General features: G+C 52.7%; 20 protein-coding genes. 4 read left to right on the top strand and 16 right to left on the bottom strand.

What is annotated here, in order from left to right:
* Positions 1 to 513 precede the first annotated feature (513 nt).
* The 10 genes from nth to blr all read right to left on the bottom strand — a co-directional run bounded on the left by nth (position 514) and on the right by blr (position 8,040).
* Positions 514 to 1,149 carry an endonuclease III gene (nth, locus tag HV334_RS13055; protein ID WP_016153004.1) on the bottom strand — a complete coding sequence of 212 codons (636 nt, stop codon included), beginning with the start codon at positions 1,147 to 1,149 and terminating at the stop codon, positions 514 to 516.
* On the bottom strand, positions 1,149 to 1,841 hold the full coding sequence (locus HV334_RS13050; RefSeq protein ID WP_016153005.1) for an electron transport complex subunit E: 693 nt from the start codon (positions 1,839 to 1,841) through the stop codon (positions 1,149 to 1,151). Before HV334_RS13050 ends, nth begins: the two co-directional genes overlap by 1 nt.
* 3 nt (positions 1,842 to 1,844) lie before the next feature.
* The gene (gene rsxG / locus HV334_RS13045; protein ID WP_016153006.1) at positions 1,845 to 2,465 is read right to left on the bottom strand and encodes an electron transport complex subunit RsxG; all 621 of its coding nucleotides are present in this window, start codon (positions 2,463 to 2,465) and stop codon (positions 1,845 to 1,847) included.
* A gap of 9 nt (positions 2,466 to 2,474) precedes the next feature.
* Positions 2,475 to 3,527 (bottom strand): electron transport complex subunit RsxD, encoded by a 1,053-nt coding sequence (gene rsxD / locus HV334_RS13040; RefSeq protein WP_137397051.1) that lies wholly within the window; start codon positions 3,525 to 3,527, stop codon positions 2,475 to 2,477.
* Positions 3,528 to 5,645 carry an electron transport complex subunit RsxC gene (gene rsxC, locus HV334_RS13035; protein WP_181220465.1) on the bottom strand — a complete coding sequence of 706 codons (2,118 nt, stop codon included), beginning with the start codon at positions 5,643 to 5,645 and terminating at the stop codon, positions 3,528 to 3,530.
* Positions 5,638 to 6,216, bottom strand: coding sequence for an electron transport complex subunit RsxB (rsxB, locus tag HV334_RS13030; RefSeq protein WP_006684670.1), 579 nt, complete (start codon positions 6,214 to 6,216; stop codon positions 5,638 to 5,640). Before rsxB ends, rsxC begins: the two co-directional genes overlap by 8 nt.
* Positions 6,216 to 6,797: an electron transport complex subunit RsxA gene (rsxA, locus tag HV334_RS13025; protein ID WP_003029144.1), complete on the bottom strand. Its 582-nt coding sequence runs from the start codon at positions 6,795 to 6,797 to the stop codon at positions 6,216 to 6,218. Before rsxA ends, rsxB begins: the two co-directional genes overlap by 1 nt.
* Before the next feature lie 76 nt (positions 6,798 to 6,873).
* A complete protein-coding gene (locus HV334_RS13020) occupies positions 6,874 to 7,314 on the bottom strand; it encodes a DUF2569 domain-containing protein (RefSeq protein ID WP_016153009.1) in 441 nt (146 codons plus the stop codon).
* A gap of 91 nt (positions 7,315 to 7,405) precedes the next feature.
* Positions 7,406 to 7,621, bottom strand: a complete 216-nt coding sequence (gene ydgT / locus HV334_RS13015; RefSeq protein WP_003832804.1) for a transcription modulator YdgT — start codon at positions 7,619 to 7,621, stop codon at positions 7,406 to 7,408.
* A 293-nt stretch (positions 7,622 to 7,914) separates the two neighbouring features.
* On the bottom strand, positions 7,915 to 8,040 hold the full coding sequence (gene blr / locus HV334_RS13010) for a division septum protein Blr (protein ID WP_019076739.1): 126 nt from the start codon (positions 8,038 to 8,040) through the stop codon (positions 7,915 to 7,917).
* Positions 8,041 to 8,281: 241 nt separating this feature from the next.
* Between blr and HV334_RS13005 the strand changes: the two genes are divergently transcribed.
* Entirely contained in the window at positions 8,282 to 9,322 is a 1,041-nt protein-coding gene (locus HV334_RS13005; protein ID WP_016153010.1) for an oxidoreductase, read from the top strand.
* Between the two features lie 52 nt (positions 9,323 to 9,374).
* Here the strand turns inward: HV334_RS13005 and add are convergent, their stop codons facing one another.
* The 3 genes from add to malX form a co-directional block, all read right to left on the bottom strand.
* A complete protein-coding gene (gene add / locus HV334_RS13000; protein WP_181220464.1) occupies positions 9,375 to 10,376 on the bottom strand; it encodes an adenosine deaminase in 1,002 nt (333 codons plus the stop codon).
* A 100-nt stretch (positions 10,377 to 10,476) separates the two neighbouring features.
* Positions 10,477 to 11,649 carry a MalY/PatB family protein gene (locus HV334_RS12995; protein ID WP_181220463.1) on the bottom strand — a complete coding sequence of 391 codons (1,173 nt, stop codon included), beginning with the start codon at positions 11,647 to 11,649 and terminating at the stop codon, positions 10,477 to 10,479.
* 10 nt (positions 11,650 to 11,659) lie between these two features.
* A complete protein-coding gene (gene malX, locus HV334_RS12990; protein WP_016153013.1) occupies positions 11,660 to 13,252 on the bottom strand; it encodes a maltose/glucose-specific PTS transporter subunit IIBC in 1,593 nt (530 codons plus the stop codon).
* A gap of 169 nt (positions 13,253 to 13,421) precedes the next feature.
* Here malX and HV334_RS12985 point away from each other — a divergent pair, with 169 nt between their 5' ends.
* Positions 13,422 to 14,450, top strand: coding sequence for a Mal regulon transcriptional regulator MalI (locus HV334_RS12985; protein WP_016153014.1), 1,029 nt, complete (start codon positions 13,422 to 13,424; stop codon positions 14,448 to 14,450).
* A gap of 45 nt (positions 14,451 to 14,495) precedes the next feature.
* Here HV334_RS12985 and HV334_RS12980 read toward each other — a convergent pair whose 3' ends face one another.
* Positions 14,496 to 16,004, bottom strand: a complete 1,509-nt coding sequence (locus tag HV334_RS12980; RefSeq protein WP_029139531.1) for a YdgA family protein — start codon at positions 16,002 to 16,004, stop codon at positions 14,496 to 14,498.
* A gap of 106 nt (positions 16,005 to 16,110) precedes the next feature.
* On the bottom strand, positions 16,111 to 17,286 hold the full coding sequence (gene manA / locus HV334_RS12975) for a mannose-6-phosphate isomerase (RefSeq protein ID WP_049268629.1): 1,176 nt from the start codon (positions 17,284 to 17,286) through the stop codon (positions 16,111 to 16,113).
* 262 nt (positions 17,287 to 17,548) lie between these two features.
* Here manA and fumB point away from each other — a divergent pair, with 262 nt between their 5' ends.
* Entirely contained in the window at positions 17,549 to 19,195 is a 1,647-nt protein-coding gene (fumB, locus tag HV334_RS12970) for a class I fumarate hydratase (protein WP_181220462.1), read from the top strand.
* 142 nt (positions 19,196 to 19,337) lie between these two features.
* Positions 19,338 to 20,741, top strand: a complete 1,404-nt coding sequence (gene fumC / locus HV334_RS12965) for a class II fumarate hydratase (protein ID WP_181220461.1) — start codon at positions 19,338 to 19,340, stop codon at positions 20,739 to 20,741.
* On the opposite strand, the gene tus is transcribed toward fumC, so the two are convergent.
* Positions 20,738 to 21,667, bottom strand: coding sequence for a DNA replication terminus site-binding protein (gene tus / locus HV334_RS12960; protein WP_019076745.1), 930 nt, complete (start codon positions 21,665 to 21,667; stop codon positions 20,738 to 20,740). The genes fumC and tus overlap by 4 nt on opposite strands.
* Positions 21,668 to 21,678 lie beyond the last annotated feature (11 nt).

Below are 21,678 nucleotides of genomic sequence, written 5' to 3'. Positions count from 1 at the left end.
GTAATGTTCACTATCTTGACCATTCAGACAAGTGGTTTGTAATAATCTGTTACATATATCATGAATGGTGAAATCGTCGGGACTGTGAAATGTTATCTAGCGTTAAATTTCTTCATTTGAAAAATGGCAGATTTTTACACTGTTTAATCAGGGTAAAAACCGCAATGTGGCGATATGTTCTGCTATTTGCGCTTGAATCCAGTGATATAGGCCATTATCTGAAAAATAGCCAGTGTAATGTTTTGTTTAGAAACTGTTCAGTTAGGTCATCTGATTGTCACTTTAACTAAAAAATAAATATTTTTTAACATTGTGTTATCTGGATGATCTGGATCACGTATAGATAGAAATTTCTTTTACTAAAAAAACGATTAACCTGCTCAGGTGTTAATTAACAAGAATATTGCATTAGATATGCGCGGTTGAACGGCATCATTGTCGGGAAAATAAACTCAGGGGAGTGCATAACTAATCGTTATGTTAGCGAGGGGCAAGCAGTATGCCCCGGCAGCATCAGATATCGACTTTCTCTTTGAATTCGCAAAGATCTTCGATAATGCAGGAACCGCAGCGTGGCTTTCTGGCTATGCAGGTGTAGCGGCCATGAAGAATTAACCAGTGATGGCAATCGACTTTAAATTCACTGGGTACGACTTTCAGCAGCTTCTCTTCAACCTGCTCTACGTTTTTACCCGGTGCGAACTGGGTACGATTACAAACGCGAAAAATATGGGTATCTACGGCAATAGTGGGCCAGCCAAAGGCGGTATTTAACACCACATTAGCCGTCTTTCGCCCAACCCCGGGCAGGGCTTCTAATGCGGCCCGGTCTTCAGGCACTTCACCATTATGTTGCTCCAGCAGAATGCGGCAGGTTTTAATCACGTTCTCCGCTTTGCTGTTAAACAAACCGATTGTCTTGATGTAGGACTTAACCCCTTCAACGCCTAGCTCCAGCATCGCGGCTGGCGTATTGGCGATGGGGTAGAGCTTAGCCGTCGCTTTATTGACGCTGACATCGGTGGCCTGCGCGGAGAGCAAGACTGAAATCAGCAGTTCGAACGGCGATGTAAAATTTAGCTCGGTTGTCGGATGCGGATTGTTCTCACGCAGGCGCGTCAGTATTTCCAGCCGTTTTGCTTTGTTCATTACACATTCCCTGTTTCACCGGCCGGACTGTCCGTGACAGCCGCCTCGGCACGACGTTTCTTCATTTTCTCATCAATCAGATACTTAACAGCCAGCATCAGACCCAGGCCAATAAACGCGCCTGGTGGCAGCATGGCCAGCAGAAACGGCGTATCGGTATGAAAGATCTCAACGCGCAATACTTTGGCCCAGCTACCCAACAAACCGTCTGCGCCATCAAAGAGTGTACCGTTACCAATTATTTCACGTAGCGAGCCCAGAACAAACATGGCGCCAGTTGCGCCCATGCCGATGGAAAAGCCATCGAGTGCGGATAGCGCAGGGCCCTTTTTGGCTGCGAAGGCTTCAGCGCGGCCAACAACAATACAGTTGGTCACAATCAGCGGGATAAAGATGCCCAGAGACTGATACAGGCCAAAAGCGTAGGCATTGATCAACATTTGCACCGCGCTCACCACGGAGGCGATGATCATGACATAAATCGGAATACGAATTTCAGGCGGTGTCCAGCGACGAAGGGCAGAAATCGTCAGATTCGTCAGCGTCAGGACGAGCGTAGTCGCGAGTCCCAGGCCCAGCGCGTTAGTGGCAGTCGAGGTGACGGCCAACAGCGGACACATCCCGAGTAACTGCACAAGCGCGGAGTTATTTTTCCATAACCCTTGGACAATAACGTCTTTAATTTCGCTCATGGTTTATTCTCCACAGGCGCTAAGTTGAGGAAGTTGCGCGGGCAGCGTCTGCGCATACAAACCGGCGCGTTTTACTGCATTAACTACCGCACGCGGCGTAATGGTTGCGCCAGTAAACTGGTCAAAGTCGCCGCCGTCTTTTTTCACCGCCCAGTGAGCGTCGTTACCCGCAGCGATCGTTTTGCCGCTAAAGTGGGTGATCCAGTCGGACAGTCGCAGTTCGATTTTATCGCCCAGCCCTGGCGTTTCATGATGTTCGGTCACCCGCGTACCCAACACGGTACCCGAAAAATCGACACCAACCAGCAGTTGAATAGCCCCGGAATAACCATCTGGCGCCGTAGCTTCAAGAATTGCTGCAACGGGACGATCGTCCTGGCGGGCAATATACACTCGGTGAGTACCTTTGCCCAACGCCTGCGCATCGACCAGATAACAACTTTCGGACAAGTTATTATTGTAGCGATCGCCTGGCAGAACCTGATCGAACAGCGTTTTTTGCTGCAGCGCGGCTTGTTCATCAATGGTGGACTTGGTTAATTGATTGATTGCCGCGGTTAACCCCGTCGAGCCCGCTGCAAACAGCGCCAGAGTAATACCGTGTTTACGAATCGTTTTCAGCATAGGGAGTCCTTAGCGATGTCCGTACACGCGAGGGCGGGTGTAATAATCAATCAGGGGAACCGTGATATTTGCCAGCAATACGGCAAAAGCCACGCCATCAGGATAACCGCCAAAACTGCGAATCAACCACACTAACAGGCCCGCAAGTGCGCCAAAAATCAGGCGGCCACGGTTGGTTGTTGATGCTGTAACGGGATCGGTAAGAATAAAGAATGCACCCAGCATGGTCGCGCCGGAAAGTAGGTGCAACTGAGGCGAGGCCAGCGAATCTGGCGAGAAAATCCAGCCTAAAGTGGCACAAACGGCGAGCGACAGCAGGAAGCTAACCGGGATATGCCAGCGAATCGCTTTCTGCCATAGCAACACGACGCCGCCCACCAGCCAGGCAAGGTTAACCCACTGCCAGCCAGCGCCTGCAAGCATGCCGCTGTAGATTGGGTATTGCATCACCTGCTCAACAGTACGTCCCGCATGCAGCGAAGTCTTAAAGGTATCGAGAGGCGTTGCCTGACTGATACCATCAATACCCATACGCAGCGTGTTCATATCCCCGCCACTGGCGGTATGTCCGCTAAAGATAACGTTCAGGGCGTCAAAAAAACCAGGCACAGTCGCCGCAATTTCATGCGGCGGCAGCCAGCTTGTCATCTGTACCGGGAATGAAATCAGCAGCACCACGTAACCAATCATGGCGGGGTTAAACGGGTTCTGACCGAGGCCGCCATACAGCTGTTTAGCAATGATAACGGCGAATACCGTGCCTAAAACTACCATCCACCACGGGGCGAGCGGGGGAATACTCACGGCCAGCAGTAACCCGGTGAGCAATGCGGAGTTGTCTTGTAAAATCGCGACAATGGGTTGTTTGCGCAGTTTAAGCACGCCCGCTTCGGCGGCGATAGCGCTGATGGCGGCCAGAACTATCTGGAACAACGTACCCCAGCCAAAAAACCACAGCTGAGCGGCGATCCCCGGCAATGCAGCCAGTAATACCAGCATCATGATACGCGATGTCTGGCGCTGGTTATGGGTATAAGGGGAGCTTGCTATTCTGAATACCATTTATTCCTCGTTTACAACCTGCTGCTGGGCGGCTTTCTTTGCCTGAGCGCGTGCAATAGCGGCCGCGACGGCGGCTTTACGCGGATCCACCGGTTCGACTGTTTCCGTAACCGTCTGCTGCTCGAGCTTGCGAGCTTTGGCGCGGGCGATAGCCGCTTCCACGGCGGCTTTACGCGGATCCACCGGTTCGGCTGTTTCCGTAACCGCCTGCTGCTCGAGCTTGCGGGCTTTGGCGCGGGCGATAGCCGCTTCCACGGCGGCTTTACGCGGATCCACCGGTTCGGCTGTTTCCGTTACGGTTTCCTGTTCAAGCTTGCGAGCTTTGGCGCGGGCGATAGCCGCTTCCACGGCGGCTTTACGCGGGTCGACCGGTTCGGCTGTTTCCGTTACGGTTTCCTGCTCAAGCTTGCGGGCTTTGGCACGAGCGATTGCCGCTTCCACGGCAGCTTTACGCGGATCGACCTCTGTACTGCTGCCTCCTGTTTGGGGAGGGTTTTCCATCCGGGTTGCGCGAGCTTGCGCCTTACGCGCCTCGCGTGCGGCAATCACGGCACTATTGTCAGGTTTTTCGCCAGCCTGAATGACTACCGGCTGCATTGCCTGAGCCTGCTTTTCTTTTACGCGAGCCAGCGCGGCGGCAATGGCATCATGATCTTTAGCCGCAGGCTGAACGGCAGCGCTTTTGTGACGTTCAAGACGTGCTGCTTTTTCACGTTCGAGTCGCGCCTGTCGGGCTTCAAATCGCGCTTTCGCTTCAGCGGCACGTTTTTCTTCCAGACTAATGGCATAAATCTCGGCTTTTTCCTGACGGAAATACTGCACCAGTGGAATATTGCTTGGGCATACCCAGGCGCAGGCACCGCATTCAATGCAGTCCGCGATATTGTGCGCCGTTGCTTTGTCGTGCTGCTGCCCTTTACTGAACCAATAAAGCTGTTGCGGCAGGAGATCGGCCGGACAGGCATCGGCGCATGCGCTACAGCGAATGCAGCCTTTCTCTTCCGGCGTTTCTCCCATTTCACTGGCAGAGGGCGCCAGAAGACAGTTGGTTATCTTCACCACCGGTACATCCAGCCACGGCAGCGTAAAGCCCATCAGCGGCCCGCCCATAATCACCATCTGGTCGGCGGAAGGGCAGAAGCCCGCGTCGTTGAGCAGATGACGAACCGGCGTGCCTAAACGCGCCCAGACGTTGCCCGGACGGCTGACGGCTTCGCCGGTCAGCGTCACGACACGCTCGGTAATCGGTTCTCCGTCAATCACCGCACGTTTAATCGCGTAGGCGGTTCCAACGTTTTGCATCAGCACGCCGATATCTGAGGAGCGTCCCCCGTGGGGAACCTGCTTGCCGGTCAGGATTTGCGTTAACTGTTTGGCCCCGCCTGACGGGTACTTGGTGGGGATCACGCGTAAGCTGATATCGTGTGAATCAGCCAGCACCGCGCGCAGCATGGAAATTGCCTGTGGCTTGTTATCTTCAATGCCCAGTAGAATTTCGCGTGGCTGAAGAATATGCGCCAGGATGCGGATACCTTCGACGACCTGCGCCGCGCAGTCCTGCATCAGGCGGTCATCAGCCGTAATGTACGGCTCGCATTCAGCAGCGTTAATTATCAGCGTTTCAATTTTATCTCCGCCGCCCTGCAGCTTAACGCCGGTGGGAAAACCCGCGCCACCCAGTCCGGCGACGCCGAACTGGTGAATACGTGCGATCAGCTCTTCCCGGCTGCGGGAACGGTAATCGGCCCAGCCGTCTCGCTCAATCCAGCGATCTTCGCCATCGGCATCAATAATAACGCTCAGCTCAGCTAATGCCGATGGATGTGCAATAGAATGCGGCGCAATAGCAACAACGGTGCCTGACGTTGGCGCATGTACCGGAAGCATTTTACCACGCCCAAGGGTTAACGCCTGACCACGCAGCACGGTGTCGCCTACGTTTACGCACAGCTCACCCTCCGCGCCAATATGTTGTTTCAGCGGAATAACAAAGCGTGGCGCCAGCGGAACCTGTCGCAGCGGCGTACCGTTCGACTGGGTCTTCATTTCTGGTGGATGAATGCCGCCATCAAAGTCCCAGATTTTGTTTTTTCTGAATGCAGAGAATAACTTAAACATGTTGTTCCACGGGAATGATGCGCACAGGGATGGTGTTTAAATCCCATTTCCAGCTATCAGGTGTCTCGGCCACCGGGCGTAATTCGATACATTGCGTCGGGCACGGATCAACGCACAGGTTGCACCCGGTGCAGAGATCGCTCATCACCGTGTGCATAGCGCGGGTCGCGCCCACGATCGCATCAACCGGGCAGGCCTGAATGCACTTTGTACAACCGATACAGTTATTTTCATCAATGACCGCCAGCATACGCACGGGGGTAACATCGTGTTCATCACCATCAATCGGCTGCGGGTCGACGTTCAGCAGGGCGGCAATTTTTAACATCACCGCTTCGCCACCGGGTGCGCAACGGTTGATTTTTTCGCCCTGAGAGCCGATCGCTTCAGCGTAAGGATGACAGCCCGGATAGCCGCATTGTCCACACTGGCTTTGCGGGAGAATTTCATCAATTTTCTCCACGACAGGATCATCTTCGACGGCAAAACGTCGTGAGGCGTAACCCAAAATAGCGCCGAACGCCAGACCCAGTAGACTCACTGCGGCAACGGCAATCCAGATAGCATTCATTACAACTTCACCAAACCACTAAAGCCCATAAAGGCCAATGACATTAAACCAGCGGTAATCAGCGCAATCGCATTACCGCGAAACGGTGCAGGCACGTCCGCCACGGCGAGGCGTTCGCGGATCGCGGCGAACAGTACCATCACCAGTGAGAAGCCGACGGCGGCGGAAAAACCGTATAGCGCCGACTGTAAAAAGTTATGACCGAGGTTGATGTTCAGTAACGCCACGCCTAATACCGCGCAGTTAGTGGTGATCAGCGGTAGGAAGATCCCCAGCAGGCGGTAAAGTGCAGGGCTGGTTTTGCGTACAACCATCTCGGTAAATTGCACGACGACGGCGATGACCAGAATAAAAGCCAGCGTGCGCAGATAGATGAGATTGAGTGGAATAAGGATCCAGGTATCAATCAGCCATGCGCAGATGGATGCCAGTGTCATGACAAACGTCGTGGCAAGGCCCATACCCATTGCGGTTTCCAGTTTTTTGGAAACGCCCATAAACGGGCAGAGCCCCAGAAACTTGACCAGTACAAAGTTATTGACCAGTACAGTTCCGACAAACAGCAGCAGGTAATCAGTCATTTTTCGGCCTGAAATAAAAAAGCCGCCTATTATCTGACAATCTACAACAGGCGACAACAGGTTAACTGTAGGGTTATTACGGATTCACAAACGTCGATTTAACGCGTTGCGAGCGTTTGAAATAGGGCACCAACAGTGCTGCAGCCAGCAATGGGAACAGCAGTTGGCGCACGGCAAAGGCGTCCGGAACCGGTGAAAACGCAAACGCTTTAATCGCCAGTAACACGGAGATCAGCAGCCATAGAATATAATGCTTAGGCACACAGGCTCTGCGTTTGAAAAACGCAATCGTCAGCCACAGCGTGTAATACCACATGGCAATCGCGGTAATAAAAGAGACGCCCCATAACAGCAAATTTGCCGTACTTTGCGCACCCAGCGTTTGGAAGGTTTGCGGTGTAGCCAGCGCAGTGACATAAAGTAATAACGCCAGCGAAGCGCTCAACAATGCGACTAACAGCCAGGCCAGTGGCCCAAGTAGCCAGCCCCCGATACGTTGTGCCGGTGTGGTAGTCATCTCTTCTCCAGGTTTACGCGCGCAATCAAACATGCCATTCATTTTGGGGCAATTATTATAAAGCTTTTAACGTTGAGCGCTACTTTCTTCTTTATTGCACGTAATGCCAGACTGATTTGGGTACCTGACCAACATCAAACAGACGACCTCCTGAGATAAGCTCCGCACGGCGATGGTCTGCAGCGCGATACATATTGATAATGTCGCTATCGTCGGTGAGCGTGTAGTTAAGATGGTCGAACAGTTTTTCCAGACTTTCGAGTGAACTGATTTTGCGGAATTTTAATAAGTAATCCTGAACAGTCATAAATGGAAATCCATATTAATAAAATAATACCAACGGAGTAGTAAATATAAATAATAAACAACCTGCACAGGTAAAAGCGGATTGACGCGCAAAAGTGAGAAGAGTGTTCATACCTGTGGAAAAGCAGGCGCTATGCGCACCTGCGGTAAGGGTAACGCGCTTCGCTACAGCAGGCAATATGCACCGGAGCGGGATGCAGCATTATTCTCTTTTTTTGACAAAATTCGATCTTTTGCAGCCAAACCCTGCCGTTACTCGATGTTAATTGCCGGGTTATAAGGGACTGCAGATGCTTATTTCTTCTGCACAGCAGCAACGGGCTCCGGTGGCTGGTAATTGTCAATATGATTGGCAACACCCAGCAGGATCACAGAGACGGTGAGAACAATCCAACCTGCTAATTCAATAAGACGATTCATTACTGATGACATTTGCTTTGATTTATCCATAAACACAGGCTGCAAATGTTACTAATCTCTCAATAATACAGCAAGATAATTGGGAACGATTTCTCCCTCTTTTTCGCTGCAAGTTAAGCATAAGTGGCATATGTTTGACTTAAGTTAATAAACAACCTTTGTAGCGCAATGGTTATTAAACTATTGAGACGTTGCAGGGTATGGTGTGAAATAGGTCAGTCCTGAATTGAGAGGCTATAACATGAGTGACAACATCCGCGTTGGGCTAATTGGCTATGGTTACGCCAGTAAAACCTTCCATGCCCCCCTGATTGTGGGCACACCGGGCCTCGAACTGGCTGCGGTTTCCAGTAGTGATGAAGCAAAAGTGAAGGCAGACTGGCCAACGGTGGCGGTTGTTGCTGAGCCTAAACACCTTTTTAACGATCCGAATATCGACCTGATTGTGATCCCCACGCCTAACGACACTCACTTCCCGTTAGCGAAGGCTGCACTGGAAGCGGGCAAACATGTGGTTGTTGATAAGCCTTTTACCGTGACACTGTCACAAGCACGCGAACTGGATGCGTTGGCGCGTAGCCTTGGCCGCGTGCTGTCCGTTTTCCATAACCGCCGCTGGGACAGTGATTTTCTGACGTTGAAAGCCCTGCTGGCGGATGGCGTTTTGGGGGAGGTGGCGTATTTCGAATCCCATTTCGATCGATTCCGCCCCCAGGTTCGTGACCGCTGGCGTGAACAGGGGGGGCCGGGCAGCGGCATCTGGTATGATTTAGCACCGCATCTTCTGGATCAGGCGATTAACCTGTTTGGTTTGCCCGTCAGCATGACGGTAGACCTGGCTCAGCTTCGCCCAGGTGCGCAAGCGACGGATTACTTCCATGCCATCCTGACTTACCCGCAGCGTCGTGTGATTCTGCACGGCACCATGCTCGCTGCCGCTGAGTCGGCCCGTTATATCGTGCATGGATCGCGTGGCAGCTATGTGAAGTATGGTCTTGACCCGCAGGAAGAGCGCCTGAAAAATGGCGAGCGACTGCCTCAGGAAGACTGGGGTTACGACATGCGCGATGGCGTGTTGACGCGAATAGAAGGCGAAGAGCAGGTTGAAGAGACCTGGCTGACTGTACCGGGTAATTACCCGGCGTACTATGCTGGCATTCGTGATGCGCTAAATGGTCATGGTGAAAACCCGGTACCGGCGAGACAAGCTATTCAAATCATGGAGCTGATTGAGCTGGGTCTTGAATCGGCGAAACATCGCTCGACGCTGTGCCTTGCCTGATTAGGCAAATGCCGGATGGCGATGCTCAGCATCTCATCCGGCACTTTAACCGTCACGCTGCCGCGACTTTCTCGCGCAGGGCACGTTTTTCTTCGTTACTCAGAAATGCCATTTCAAGGCCGTTGATTTGCGCCTGACGGATCTGTTCGCGCGTGAGTCCTGCCGCTGGCGCGGCAATGGTGTACTCGTGAATAATATCCACACCCTGTACCGCCGGATCGTCCGTATTCAAGCTGGCTAAAACGCCATGCTCAAGGAATGTTTTCAGCGGGTGGGTTGCCAGAGAGGCGACGGTGCTGGTCTGAATGTTCGATGTCAGGCAGGATTCGATGCCGATACGGTGTTCGGCGAGGTAATCCATCAACGCACGGTCTTCAACGGCTTTAACGCCGTGACCAATACGTTCTGCGCCCAGCTCATTAATGGCCTGCCAGATACTTTCTGGTCCCGCGGCTTCGCCCGCATGTACGGTAATACGCCAGCCGGCGTCGCGCGCCTGATTGAAATGCGACAGGAACAGACTGCCCGGGAAACCCAATTCGTCACCAGCCAGATCCAGTGCCGTAATATGGTCACGGTGGGCTAACAGCGCATCCAGTTCCTGCAGGCAGGCGGCTTCGCCGAAGGTACGGCTCATAATGCCAATTAAGCGAGCTTCGACGCCAAAGGTCTTGCAGCCCTCGCGTACGCCGGCAATGACGGCTTCAACCACGCCCGCAACCGGGAGCTGATGCGCCATCGCCATATAGCCGGGTGAAAAACGTAATTCTACATAGTGCAGACCGTTACGTGCTGCATCCTCAATATTCTCAAATGCCACGCGGCGACACGCATCCAGAGAGGCCAGTACCTTCACGCCCCAGTCGAGCTTGGATAAAAAGCTCACTAAATCCGGCTCAGTTGATGTGACTTGCACATGAGGGATCAGCGTTTCCAGCGTTTGTGCCGGAAGCGTTAAATTGAACTGACGACCCAGATCCAGGATCGTTTGGGCACGGATGTTACCATCAAGGTGGCGATGGACGTCGGTCAGGGGGAGGGAAGTATCAATCATGGTCGCACTCGTGTATTTAGGTAAAGTGCGTCGTATTATATGAAAAAATCGGGATAAAAAGCTATGTTGCGCAATGAATAATTTCATTGAGCAAACTTAATTAGCGTACAGAACGGATGGCGTTAATCAGCCTCTGAACGCCTTTTTCAAGCTTGGATCTTGGACATCCGGCATTGAGGCGTACAAAACCGCGACCTTCTTCTCCGTAGGTGTATCCCGGCATGATAGCGACTTTCTGCTGGTGGATGAGAACATCCTGCAAGGCATGGTCATCAATATTGAGCGGACGCAGGTCAATCCATGCCAGATAGGTGGATTGCGGGATCTGCCAGTTGAGTTCGGGGAATGCGGCATTAAGCTCACGCGCAACGTAATGCAGATTGCTGGCAAGATAATCGCGCAGCGCATCAAGCCAGCTTGCACCCTGTTCATAAGCGGCAATATGTGCGCTAAGCGCCAGCACCGCAGGCGAGGAAAGACCATCGCGGCCTTTTAACGCGCTGAGGTAATCGTTGCGGCTTTGAGCATCTTCAATGAGTCCGTAAGCCCCGGTTAGTGCCGGAATATTAAAACTCTTTGAGCCGGAAGTGAGCAGTGCCCAACTGCCACGCGCGACGTTACTCCACGGGATGTGCGGCCGGTCTGACCATACCATATCCATATGAATCTCATCGGAGATGACTTTTACACCATGGCGCTGACACAGTTCTGCCATGGTTTCCAGCTCGTCGCGCGTCCACACTTTGCCCGTTGGGTTTTGTGGGCTGCAAAGCAGAAGAATTTTGCTTTCAGGTCGAGACAGGGCTTTCTCCAGCGCAACCATGTCGCAAAACCAGCCGTCGGCGCGTTTTTCTAGTCCGACTGCGCACACCTGGCACTGATTACCTTCAATCGCTTTGTAAAACGCATCGTACGCCGGAGTATGGATAACCACCGCATCGCCCACGGATGACCACTGGCGGATCAACTCCGACACCATATAGATGACCGAGGGGCCGTATACCAGCGACTGAGGATCTATCTGGGTGTTATGTCGCGAAAGAAACCAATGGCTTATCGCCGCCAGAAACTCATCGTTTTTCCAGCGGCTGTAACCCAACACGCCATGTGACAGGCGCTGAGTCAGCGCCTCCAGAATGCAAGGTGCGGTGGCAAAATCCATATCGGAGATGGTGAATGGCAGCAGATCGGCTGAACCAAAACGGTCGGCAACGTAATCCCACTGAGTACACCAGGTACCGTGCCTGTCCACAACCTTTGAAAAATCAAACATATTGTTATCCTTAAGCCTGTACGGTGTTCATCAGAACCGCGATCTCGTCTTTCACTGACTGGACCTGCGGACCGATAACGACCTGAAGGTTATGCTGATTGAGTTGTACTACGCCAATGGCACGATTGTCCTTCAGAGCCTGTACGTTAACAAGCGACATATCTTTCACTGACAAGCGCAGACGGGTGATGCAATTATCCAGGCTGACAATGTTTTCCGCGCCGCCCAGCGCCGCCAGAATAGCAGGGACGTTGTAACCTGATTTACCAGGCGCTCCGGCCATTACTTTTTCGATATTGCTGGCAATTTCGACTTCACGGCCCGGCGTCTTCAAATTGAAGCGCGTGATGGCGAAGCGGAAGATCACGTAGTACACCGCAAACCAGATAGCCGCGACAACAGGGACCAGGTACCACTTGGTGGACAATCCGTGCAGGATGCCGAACACCACGAAGTCAATCAGGTTACCGTCAGTGTTACCGATAGTGACGCCAAGCACCGCCATCACGGTGAAGCCAAGACCGGTTAGCAGGGCGTGGATTACATACAGAACCGGAGCGACGAACAGGAATAAGAACTCGAGTGGTTCAGTTGTACCGCCGATGACACAGGCAATCAGGCCAGAAATTAATAACCCTTTAATTTTATGACGATTTTCAGGGCGTGCGCAGTGGTACATGGCTAATGCCGCACCCGGTAAACCGCCGAGGAACGCCGGCATTTTACCCTGGGACAGGAAGCGTGTTGCGCTTTCAGAGAAACCTTGCGTTGTCGGGCAGCTCAGTTGAGCCTGGAAAATAGTCAGTGCGCCGCTCACGCTATGGCCGCAGACTTCCTGTGTGCCGCCAGCTTCGGTGAAGCGAATGAGTGCCACCAGAATATGGTGCAGGCCAAAAGGCAGCAACAGACGCTCACCGGTACCAAACAGCATAGGACCAAATTCCCCCGCGCTATTGATGATGTGACCGAGTCCGGTAATGCCCATGGCGAAAACCGGCCAAATCAGGGGAATGACCAGCCCGACCAATCCCATCACCACCGAGGAGATGATAGGCACAAAGCGCGTACCACCGAAAAACGCCAGCGCATCCGGCAGACGAATGTTGTGGAAGCGTTCATGCAGCATCCAGACAATGATCCCGGCAATAACGGCACCGAGGATCCCGGTGTCGATCGACTGGATCCCCAGAATGTTTTGCACGTTGTTGGCTTTCAGGATCGCCGCATCTGTGGTGGGTAAGATACCTTTGGCGGTTAACCAGAAATTGACGGCGAGGTTCATGACCGCATAACCAACAAAACCGGCAAACGCCGCAACGCCTTTGTTCTCGCGCGCGAGGCCCAGAGGAATGGCAATACAGAACATGACTGGCAGGAAGCTAAACGCAAATGAGCCAACTTTACTCATCCAGGTAAAGATGGCCTGAAGCACCGGATTCCCCAACGCCGGGATCAGCGTTAAGACATCATGGCTGCTCAACGAGCTGCCGATCCCCAACATGATCCCGCAAAATGAGAGCAGCGCTACAGGCAGCATAAAGGTTTTGCCCAACTGCTGGAAAAATTCCCATAACGTTATTTTTGGTGTGGTTCTCGCCGTCATCAAACGACTCCTTGTAAAGGCTAGCTGACTAATGATGGCGAGAAGATAAAACGTTTTACCTAATTTTAGTGCGGTATAAATCACATTATCGAACGATAATAGGGGGTATAAATATAAGTGATTGATAAAACGTTTTATCTGTCACGTTATCAGGGAGTTTTCTGTTTTTATGGCTATAGCCAAAAAAATAACCATCCATGATGTTGCGCTGGCTGCGGGGGTTTCGGTCAGCACCGTCTCATTGGTGCTCAGTGGAAAAGGGCGAATTTCATCAGCGACCGGGGAGCGGGTGAATGCTGCTATTGAGCAACTGGGGTTTGTGCGTAACCGCCAGGCATCAGCGCTGCGCGGCGGGCAGAGCGGAGTAGTTGGTTTGATTGTACGCGATCTTTCAACGCCGTTTTACGCCGAGCTGACGGCGGGTCTGACGGAAGCGTTAGAAGCGCAGGGGCGCATGGTCTTCTTACTGCACGGCGGTAAAGATGGGGAGCAGCTGGCGCAGCGTTTCGCGATGTTACTCAACCAGGGGGTGGATGGCGTGGTCATTGCCGGGGCCGCTGGCAGCAGTGATGCGCTGCAACAGTTGGCCGCTGATAAAGGGATCCCGGTGGTATTTGCATCACGCGCCAGCTACATGGATGACGCAGACACCGTCAGGCCCGATAACATGCAGGCTGCACAGTTACTGGTTGAACATCTTATCCGCCACGGACACCAGCGTATTGCCTGGCTGGGCGGGCAGAGTTCTTCATTGACTCGCGCAGAGCGCGTCGGCGGTTATTGTGCAACCTTACTAAAATATGGTTTACCGTTTCATAGCGACTGGGTGCTGGAGTGTTCATCCAGCCAGAAGCAGGCCGCAGAAGAGGTAACGGCGCTGTTACGCCGCAATCCCACGATCAGCGCGGTGGTGTGCTACAACGAAATAATCGCCATAGGCGCCTGGTTTGGCTTGATGAGAGCAGGACGTCAGAGTGGCGAAATTGGTGTCGATCGCTATTTCGAACAGCAAATATCGTTGGCCGGATTCGCTGATGTGGCGGAAAACGCGTTGGACGATATCCCGATTACCTGGGCCTGTTCGCCCGCGCGTGAAATGGGATACACCCTTGCTGAACGTATGCTACAACGCATTGCCCACGATGAAGGTCATTCACGCAATCTGACGCTTTCCGCTCGTCTGGTGGCGGCGAAATAAAAAAGCCCGATAAACACTGTTATCGGGCCTGTCACTGACGAGTGATTATTGTTGCGGGATGGCAGGGGCATCCGGCTGTGTAAGAGAAGGCATACCGAACATACCAACAAACTCATCCAGCGGCATTTTTTGTCCGTTCAGCGTCACCTGGCCGTTTGCGTATTGCAGGCTGGTACCGATAACGTTGTCCTGCAAAGTCGTAATGCGGAACATCTGCCCCATCGCCGCCAGGCCATTAACCTGTTGCTTCGCCAGACCAGCCGCTTCTTCCTGCTGATATCCTTCCAGTTTGGCAATTTGCGTCATGAACTCAGTCGCCATATCGACAGGGATGGTCAGTTTCGCATCCAGCGATTTGACGGAACGATCCACTTCCTGGGCCAGCGTTTGCGGCTCCACCGTGTTTGCGGTCGGATCTTTTAGCAGCAGTGACAGATTAAATGTGGTTTCACCTTTTGCATTCTTCCAGCTCAGTGGAGCAATGGTGACAACCGGTTCGCCTTTCATCAGAATCGGTAGCGCATTAAAGAAGGCTTCGGTGACTTTCTGCTGATAAAGCTCAGGATTTTGGACCACATCAATCTGCGCCATCAGCGCTTTGGTTTGGGCGCTGTACTGCTGGCTGAACTGGTGCAGTGCTTCACCGTCAATCTGGCCAACTTTCAACGTCAGCTTACCGCTCCCCATATCCTGACCCTGCAATTTAAGGCTGTTCAGGGTGTAATCCAACTGGCTGTTGACGGTTTTGCCATCGTTAATCAGATCGGATTTGCCATCGATACCCATGCCTTCCAGCACCGCCAGCTCTTTGCCCTCGACTGAAATCGACAGTTTTTCGAGGGACAATTTCTGATCGCCGATGCGCTCACCAAAGCTTGCAATACTGCTGGAACCTTCAGTTTTCAGGTTATTGAAAGTAACTTGTACTTTCTGATCATACTCATTGACGGCATTAACCAAGCCACTTTGCGCCTCGCCAGTCAGCGACACCGCATTACCATCCTTATCTGCCGTAAACTGGAACTCCCCGCCGCTAAAGGCCACTTTTTCGTCGCCTTTCTCGTAGTTCAGCGGTTTGAGGGAGAGATCGGAACGGGTATCCCCACTGTAGCCAATACGGGAATTAATGATGAATGGCGTCTCACCTTTGGCAATATCAAACAGCGGCTTCGTCACGTCGTTATTGACCAGCGTCGTTTTCACGGAGGCCATTGCCGGAACAAGATTCAGTGATTTCAGCTGAGCCAGCGGGAAAGGACCGTGATCCACGGTTTCATTCAGGACGATGCTTTGTCCCGGTTTCAGCCAGGAATCTGCCTGCCCGGCAACAGGTTTCACCACCAACTGCAGTTGGCTATTGAACACGCCGCGCTGGTAGTTTTGATAACTCAGTTCAATGCCCGCCTCTGGGGAGTAGCGTTTTAACTGATCGTTTGCCTGCGTCACCATCTCGGCGAGATGCGTTTCGAGTTTCTTTCCTGTGTACCAAGCGCCGCCCGTCCAGACGATACCCAGTGCAACCACCACACCCGCAGCTACCAGCGATTTTTTCATTTTGATATCCATAAAATAAAACCAGGCGTTTGAAGACGCCTGGAGGAGTGACATGTCTTTAACTCACTACAGCTTAGCAAGAGTTGTTAAAAATATCAGTATCTTGCTACAGCTTGTTATAAACCCGAGCTAAACGGCCCGTGCCGCTGACGTTTACCGGCGATTCATTCGCGCTAATAAAGGCCGACTCACCCGGCTGCAGCACCAGACGCTGCTCGCCCTTGCTCAGCACGGCTTCACCTTCGATGCAGAACAAAATGGCCGCACTTTGCTGGTTGATATCTGCGCCATTGGCGGTCAGTTCATGCAAGGAGAACGCGAAATCGTCGACCGGAATGGGGAAGTCCAGTTCGCTGTCAGTCTTAACTGGCGTGGTCAGCAGTTGATTGGCTGGCTTGGCGACAAACTTAACGTTGGCGACCAGCTCCGGGATATCAATGTATTTTGGCGTCAGTCCGGCGCGCAGCACGTTGTCCGAGTTAGCCATTACCTCCAGCGCCACACCTTGCAGGTAGGCGTGTGGGGTTTCGGCAAATAAGAACATCGCTTCGCCAGGATTGAGTTTCACCACATTGAGCAGCAGCGGGGAGAAGAGCCCGCTGTCATTCGGATAGAAATCGGCGATCAGGCGAATGGTTTGCCACGGTTCACCCTGCTGGCTGTTCAGCGCCGATTTCAGGATCGCCAGCGCATGGGATTTCTCCTCATCCTGCATATTCAGCAAGCTGGCGAAAAGATAGCTCAGACGTTCCGCGCTCGGTTCCTGCAGGAAATGCGCAATAGCCGGATGCGCGGCGGACACTGGTTGTAACAATGCGACAATGTCAGAGAACTCGCGGAATGCGTTCATCGCCAGGAACGGTGTCAAAGCAAAAACCAGTTCCGGTTTGTGGTTAGGATCTTTGTAATTGCGCTCGGCGGCATCCATCGGGATCCCCGCCGCGTTTTCTTTGGCAAATCCGATTTCAGAGTTGTGCTTGTTAGGATGAACCTGAATCGAAAGAGGTTGCGCGGCGCACAGCACTTTAAACAGGAAAGGCAGTTCACCAAAGCGTTTCGCAACGGCATCGCCTAACAGTGCGGATTTATCGTGTTCGATGACATCACGCAGAGCGACCGTCTGGCCGTTAGCGTCCAGAACCTGCGAACTGCTTTTCGGATGCGCGCCCATCCACAGCTCAGCCATCGGTTGCTGAGTGGGGTTGGCAATCCCATAAAGTTCCGTTAACGCAGTTTTACTTCCCCAGGCGTAGTTCTGCACTGAGTTGATGAGTTTTTGCATTCTCAAGCCCTGTTTCAATGTGGAATTTTCTACGGCTATTAAACCAAGAAACCCTGAGCGAAGTAACCTGCACATGTAAAAAGTCGTACTTGTCTCAGTTTTTGTTAAAAAATTGTGTAGGATATGGTGACTCGCTTTTAATACCCTGAGTAATTCCGGTTGCAGAAAGCCTTTCCTTCTACAACCCGACCTGCGGCAGGGAAGCAGGGCAATGGAACATCTGCCCAGAGAATAACCAGACCGAGCAGTAAGTGAGAGCACAATGTCAAACAAACCCTTTCATTATCAGCATCCTTTCCCCCTCAAAAAGGATAATACCGAATACTATCTGCTGACCAGTGACCATGTCTCCGTTGCCGAATTTGAAGGGCAGGAGATTGTTAAAGTCGCGCCGCAAGCCTTAACGCTGCTGGCTCGTCAGGCCTTCCATGATGCCTCGTTTATGCTGCGTCCTGCGCATCAGCAGCAGGTGGCCGACATTCTGCGTGACCCGGAGGCCAGCGAAAACGACAAATATGTGGCCCTGCAATTCCTGCGTAACTCTGATATTGCGGCAAAAGGTATTTTGCCGACCTGTCAGGACACCGGCACCGCGATTATCGTGGGTAAAAAAGGTCAGCGCGTCTGGACCGGCGGCGGTGATGAAGCTGCACTGGCGCGCGGTGTGTATAACACCTACATCGAAGACAACCTGCGCTATTCACAAAACGCCGCGCTGGATATGTATAAAGAGGTGAACACCGGTACCAACCTGCCGGCACAGATAGATTTGTATACCGTCGATGGCGATGAATACAAATTCCTGTGTATTGCTAAAGGCGGTGGTTCGGCGAACAAAACCTATCTGTACCAGGAGACCAAAGCGCTGCTCACGCCGGGCAAATTAAAAAATTACCTGGTTGAGAAGATGCGAACGCTGGGAACAGCGGCTTGCCCGCCGTATCACATTGCGTTCGTGATCGGTGGAACGTCAGCGGAAGCCACGCTGAAAACGGTGAAACTGGCGTCGGCTAAATATTACGATGAGCTGCCGACCGAAGGTAACGAACATGGTCAGGCATTCCGCGATGTGGAGCTGGAAAAAGAGCTGCTGATTGAGGCACAGAATTTGGGGCTGGGCGCGCAGTTCGGCGGGAAGTACTTCGCTCATGATATCCGCGTGATCCGCCTGCCGCGTCACGGTGCGTCGTGTCCGGTTGGTATGGGCGTTTCTTGCTCAGCCGATCGAAATATCAAAGCTAAGATCAACCGTGAAGGTATCTGGATCGAAAAACTGGAGCATAATCCTGGCAAATATATACCAGAAGAGTTGCGCCAGGCGGGAGAAGGCGAAGCGGTACGGGTTGACCTCAATCGTCCGATGAAAGAGATCCTGGCCCAGTTGTCGCAGTACCCGGTTTCTACACGTCTGTCGCTTAACGGCACCATTATTGTTGGCCGTGATATTGCGCATGCGAAACTGAAAGAACGTCTGGATAACGGTGAAAGTTTGCCGCAGTATGTTAAAGATCATCCGATCTATTACGCTGGCCCGGCAAAAACGCCGGAAGGCTATGCCTCTGGTTCGCTTGGACCAACCACGGCAGGGCGTATGGATTCGTATGTTGACCAGCTTCAGTCCGCAGGTGGCAGCATGATCATGCTGGCGAAAGGCAACCGCAGCCAGCAGGTGACCGATGCCTGTCATAAGCATGGCGGCTTCTACTTAGGCAGTATCGGCGGCCCGGCAGCGGTGCTGGCCCAGGGCAGTATCAAGAGTCTGGAGTGTGTGGAATACCCTGAACTGGGGATGGAAGCCATCTGGAAAATTGAAGTGGAAGATTTCCCGGCGTTTATCCTGGTGGATGACAAAGGCAACGATTTCTTCAAACAGATTCAGACGTCGCAGTGCGCACGCTGCGTTAAGTAACGTCAGCCGCCCTTCGGGGCGGTTTTTTTTTACCGCACGAACCACCAAACGACAGATTAATCCTCGTTAATACTCATAAGACCAATGCAAATGGGCAATGTCGAAACATAACCTAATCAATTGTTAATGTAAGGAGCAGGTAATGGTAACGGTACGCCGCGAGAATGATTCAATGGGGGAGATTGATGTTCCAGCCGATAAGCTTTGGGGCGCGCAAACCCAACGTTCGCTGGAGCATTTTCGTATCTCTACGGAGAAAATGCCGGTCTCGCTGATCCATGCGCTGGCGCTGACGAAACGCGCTGCAGCAAAGGTTAACCAGGATCTCGGGCTACTGGCGGAGGACAAAGCCAGGGCTATTATGCAGGCCGCAGATGAGGTGTTGGCGGATAAACACCGCGATGAGTTTCCGCTGGCCATCTGGCAAACCGGGTCAGGTACGCAAAGCAATATGAACATGAACGAGGTACTGGCAAACCGGGCCAGCGAGTTGCTGGGCGGCGTGCGGGGGATGGAACGGAAAGTTCACCCCAACGATGATGTTAATAAAAGCCAAAGCTCGAATGATGTGTTCCCGACCGCAATGCACGTTGCCGCGCTGCTGGCGCTGCGTAACTCACTGATCCCGCAGTTAAATGTGTTAACTAAAACGCTCAGTGATAAATCGCACGCTTTCGCGGATATCGTCAAAATTGGTCGTACACATCTGCAAGATGCAACCCCGCTTACGCTTGGCCAGGAGATTTCCGGCTGGGTGGCAATGCTCGAACATAACCTCAGACACATTGAAAACAGCTTACCCCACGTGGCGGAACTGGCGCTGGGGGGAACCGCGGTAGGGACCGGACTGAACACACATCCGGAATATGCCCGTCGGGTCGCGGATGAATTGCGGGACATTACCTGTGCGCCGTTCGTTACCGCACCGAATAAATTTGAAGCGCTAGCTACCTGCGATGCACTGGTTCACGCCCACGGCGCGCTAAAAGGGTTGGCGGCATCGCTGATGAAAATCGCCAACGATGTGCGCTGGCTGGCATCCGGTCCGCGTTGCGGGATTGGCGAAATTTCGATTCCTGAAAATGAACCGGGCAGCTCCATTATGCCGGGTAAGGTCAATCCTACCCAGTGTGAAGCGCTGACCATGCTTTGCTGTCAGGTAATGGGCAACGATGTCGCCATCAACATGGGCGGAGCGTCAGGTAATTTTGAGCTCAACGTTTACCGTCCGATGGTCATCCACAATTTCCTGCAGTCGGTGCGTCTGCTGGCTGACGGTATGGAAAGCTTTAACGAGCACTGCGCGACAGGAATCGAGCCTAATCGTGAACGAATCGATCAACTGCTCAACGAGTCGCTAATGCTGGTGACCGCGCTCAATACCCATATCGGTTATGATAAAGCCGCTGAAATTGCCAAAAAGGCGCACAAAGAGGGGCTGACGTTAAAAGCCTCCGCCCTGGCGCTGGGGTATCTAACCGAAGCGGAGTTTGACAGCTGGGTACGCCCGGAACTGATGGTTGGCAGTATGCGGCCAGGCAGTTAATCCGCAACGTACAGGTGCAGCCGGGGAATAATCAATCTCAACGGCTGCGCCTGAGGTTTAAAACGATGCTGAACATTGTCGGCATCATAATTCAGTAACTCGCCGATATCTGGTACGGTCATGCCGTTTTCATTGTTGAGCAACGCGATCAAGGGCGTCGGGCAGGCATATTGCACCTGCTTTTGTTCTCCTTTGTACCAGACGCGGGCGATGGGCTGCACTTTTACCGGCCGTTTAATCTTCAGGCGCGCCTGCTGGCCCAGGGCGGCGACATCCTGATATTCCCGTTCAAGTTTCGCTTGCCACTCTTCCCGCGTCCAGGGATGTACGCTGCGCGGCGACGTCAGGCTTTTTTCCAGTTGCTGTAGTACTTCATCGCGTTTCAGATTTTTAATAATGTGTTTGTTGGCCCAGCCAAATCGCAGGGTGGCAGGCTCTCTGACAAGGGTGAGCGTACGATAGGCATTCAGCGTAATCAGTCCCGGCAGGTGGCGATGCACCCATTCAAAACGCGCTGCCGGTGCCAGCCCTGATTCCACCGTGACAATGCGCTCGAAGGTGGTTTTTAGCTGGTTAATACGCTGTATTTGCTCTTCCAGAGCGCGCTGAGCTGCGTTATCTACCTGATAACACAGTACGCCTGGCAGGCGGACGGCCGCTTTGCTGCTACGATTCTCGGACTGTTGCTGGATAAACAGATGACGATAGTGGCGTAGCGCCAGCGTTTCAGCCTCTTTACCTAAATGCTGCTTAACATCAATGTTCTGCAGTGGGGCATGTTCTGCCTCTTTGGCCACTTCCGGTAACGAGAAGACGCGCGCAATCAGCAGCGTCTGCTGCAACAGATTGTCGTTCAGAAGCGCCAGCTCTTGCTCCATCTGGCGGAAGGTGCCGTTCAGGCGGTCGACGAGATCGTAACGGGCCATAGATTTACCAT

This window comes from Citrobacter sp. RHBSTW-00944, from assembly GCF_013615435.1.
Taxonomy (GTDB): domain Bacteria; phylum Pseudomonadota; class Gammaproteobacteria; order Enterobacterales; family Enterobacteriaceae; genus Citrobacter; species Citrobacter braakii.
Note: the sequence above shows the minus strand (reverse complement) of the source record. Positions and strands in the feature narration are given on the sequence as shown.

Coding starts and splice junctions, on each gene's coding strand:
- HV334_RS13005 (WP_016153010.1), top strand. CDS start 8,282: ATGAGTGACAACATCCGCGTTGGGCTAATTGGCTATGGTTACGCCAGT.
- HV334_RS12985 (WP_016153014.1), top strand. CDS start 13,422: ATGGCTATAGCCAAAAAAATAACCATCCATGATGTTGCGCTGGCTGCG.
- HV334_RS12995 (WP_181220463.1), bottom strand. CDS start 11,649: ATGTTTGATTTTTCAAAGGTTGTGGACAGGCACGGTACCTGGTGTACT.
- HV334_RS13020 (WP_016153009.1), bottom strand. CDS start 7,314: ATGACTACCACACCGGCACAACGTATCGGGGGCTGGCTACTTGGGCCA.
- rsxC (WP_181220465.1), bottom strand. CDS start 5,645: ATGTTTAAGTTATTCTCTGCATTCAGAAAAAACAAAATCTGGGACTTT.
- rsxD (WP_137397051.1), bottom strand. CDS start 3,527: ATGGTATTCAGAATAGCAAGCTCCCCTTATACCCATAACCAGCGCCAG.
- fumC (WP_181220461.1), top strand. CDS start 19,338: ATGGTAACGGTACGCCGCGAGAATGATTCAATGGGGGAGATTGATGTT.
- rsxA (WP_003029144.1), bottom strand. CDS start 6,797: ATGACTGATTACCTGCTGCTGTTTGTCGGAACTGTACTGGTCAATAAC.
- HV334_RS13050 (WP_016153005.1), bottom strand. CDS start 1,841: ATGAGCGAAATTAAAGACGTTATTGTCCAAGGGTTATGGAAAAATAAC.
- rsxB (WP_006684670.1), bottom strand. CDS start 6,216: ATGAATGCTATCTGGATTGCCGTTGCCGCAGTGAGTCTACTGGGTCTG.
- rsxG (WP_016153006.1), bottom strand. CDS start 2,465: ATGCTGAAAACGATTCGTAAACACGGTATTACTCTGGCGCTGTTTGCA.
- ydgT (WP_003832804.1), bottom strand. CDS start 7,621: ATGACTGTTCAGGATTACTTATTAAAATTCCGCAAAATCAGTTCACTC.
- malX (WP_016153013.1), bottom strand. CDS start 13,252: ATGACGGCGAGAACCACACCAAAAATAACGTTATGGGAATTTTTCCAG.
- fumB (WP_181220462.1), top strand. CDS start 17,549: ATGTCAAACAAACCCTTTCATTATCAGCATCCTTTCCCCCTCAAAAAG.
- add (WP_181220464.1), bottom strand. CDS start 10,376: ATGATTGATACTTCCCTCCCCCTGACCGACGTCCATCGCCACCTTGAT.
- blr (WP_019076739.1), bottom strand. CDS start 8,040: ATGAATCGTCTTATTGAATTAGCAGGTTGGATTGTTCTCACCGTCTCT.
- nth (WP_016153004.1), bottom strand. CDS start 1,149: ATGAACAAAGCAAAACGGCTGGAAATACTGACGCGCCTGCGTGAGAAC.
- manA (WP_049268629.1), bottom strand. CDS start 17,286: ATGCAAAAACTCATCAACTCAGTGCAGAACTACGCCTGGGGAAGTAAA.
- HV334_RS12980 (WP_029139531.1), bottom strand. CDS start 16,004: ATGAAAAAATCGCTGGTAGCTGCGGGTGTGGTGGTTGCACTGGGTATC.
- tus (WP_019076745.1), bottom strand. CDS start 21,667: ATGGCCCGTTACGATCTCGTCGACCGCCTGAACGGCACCTTCCGCCAG.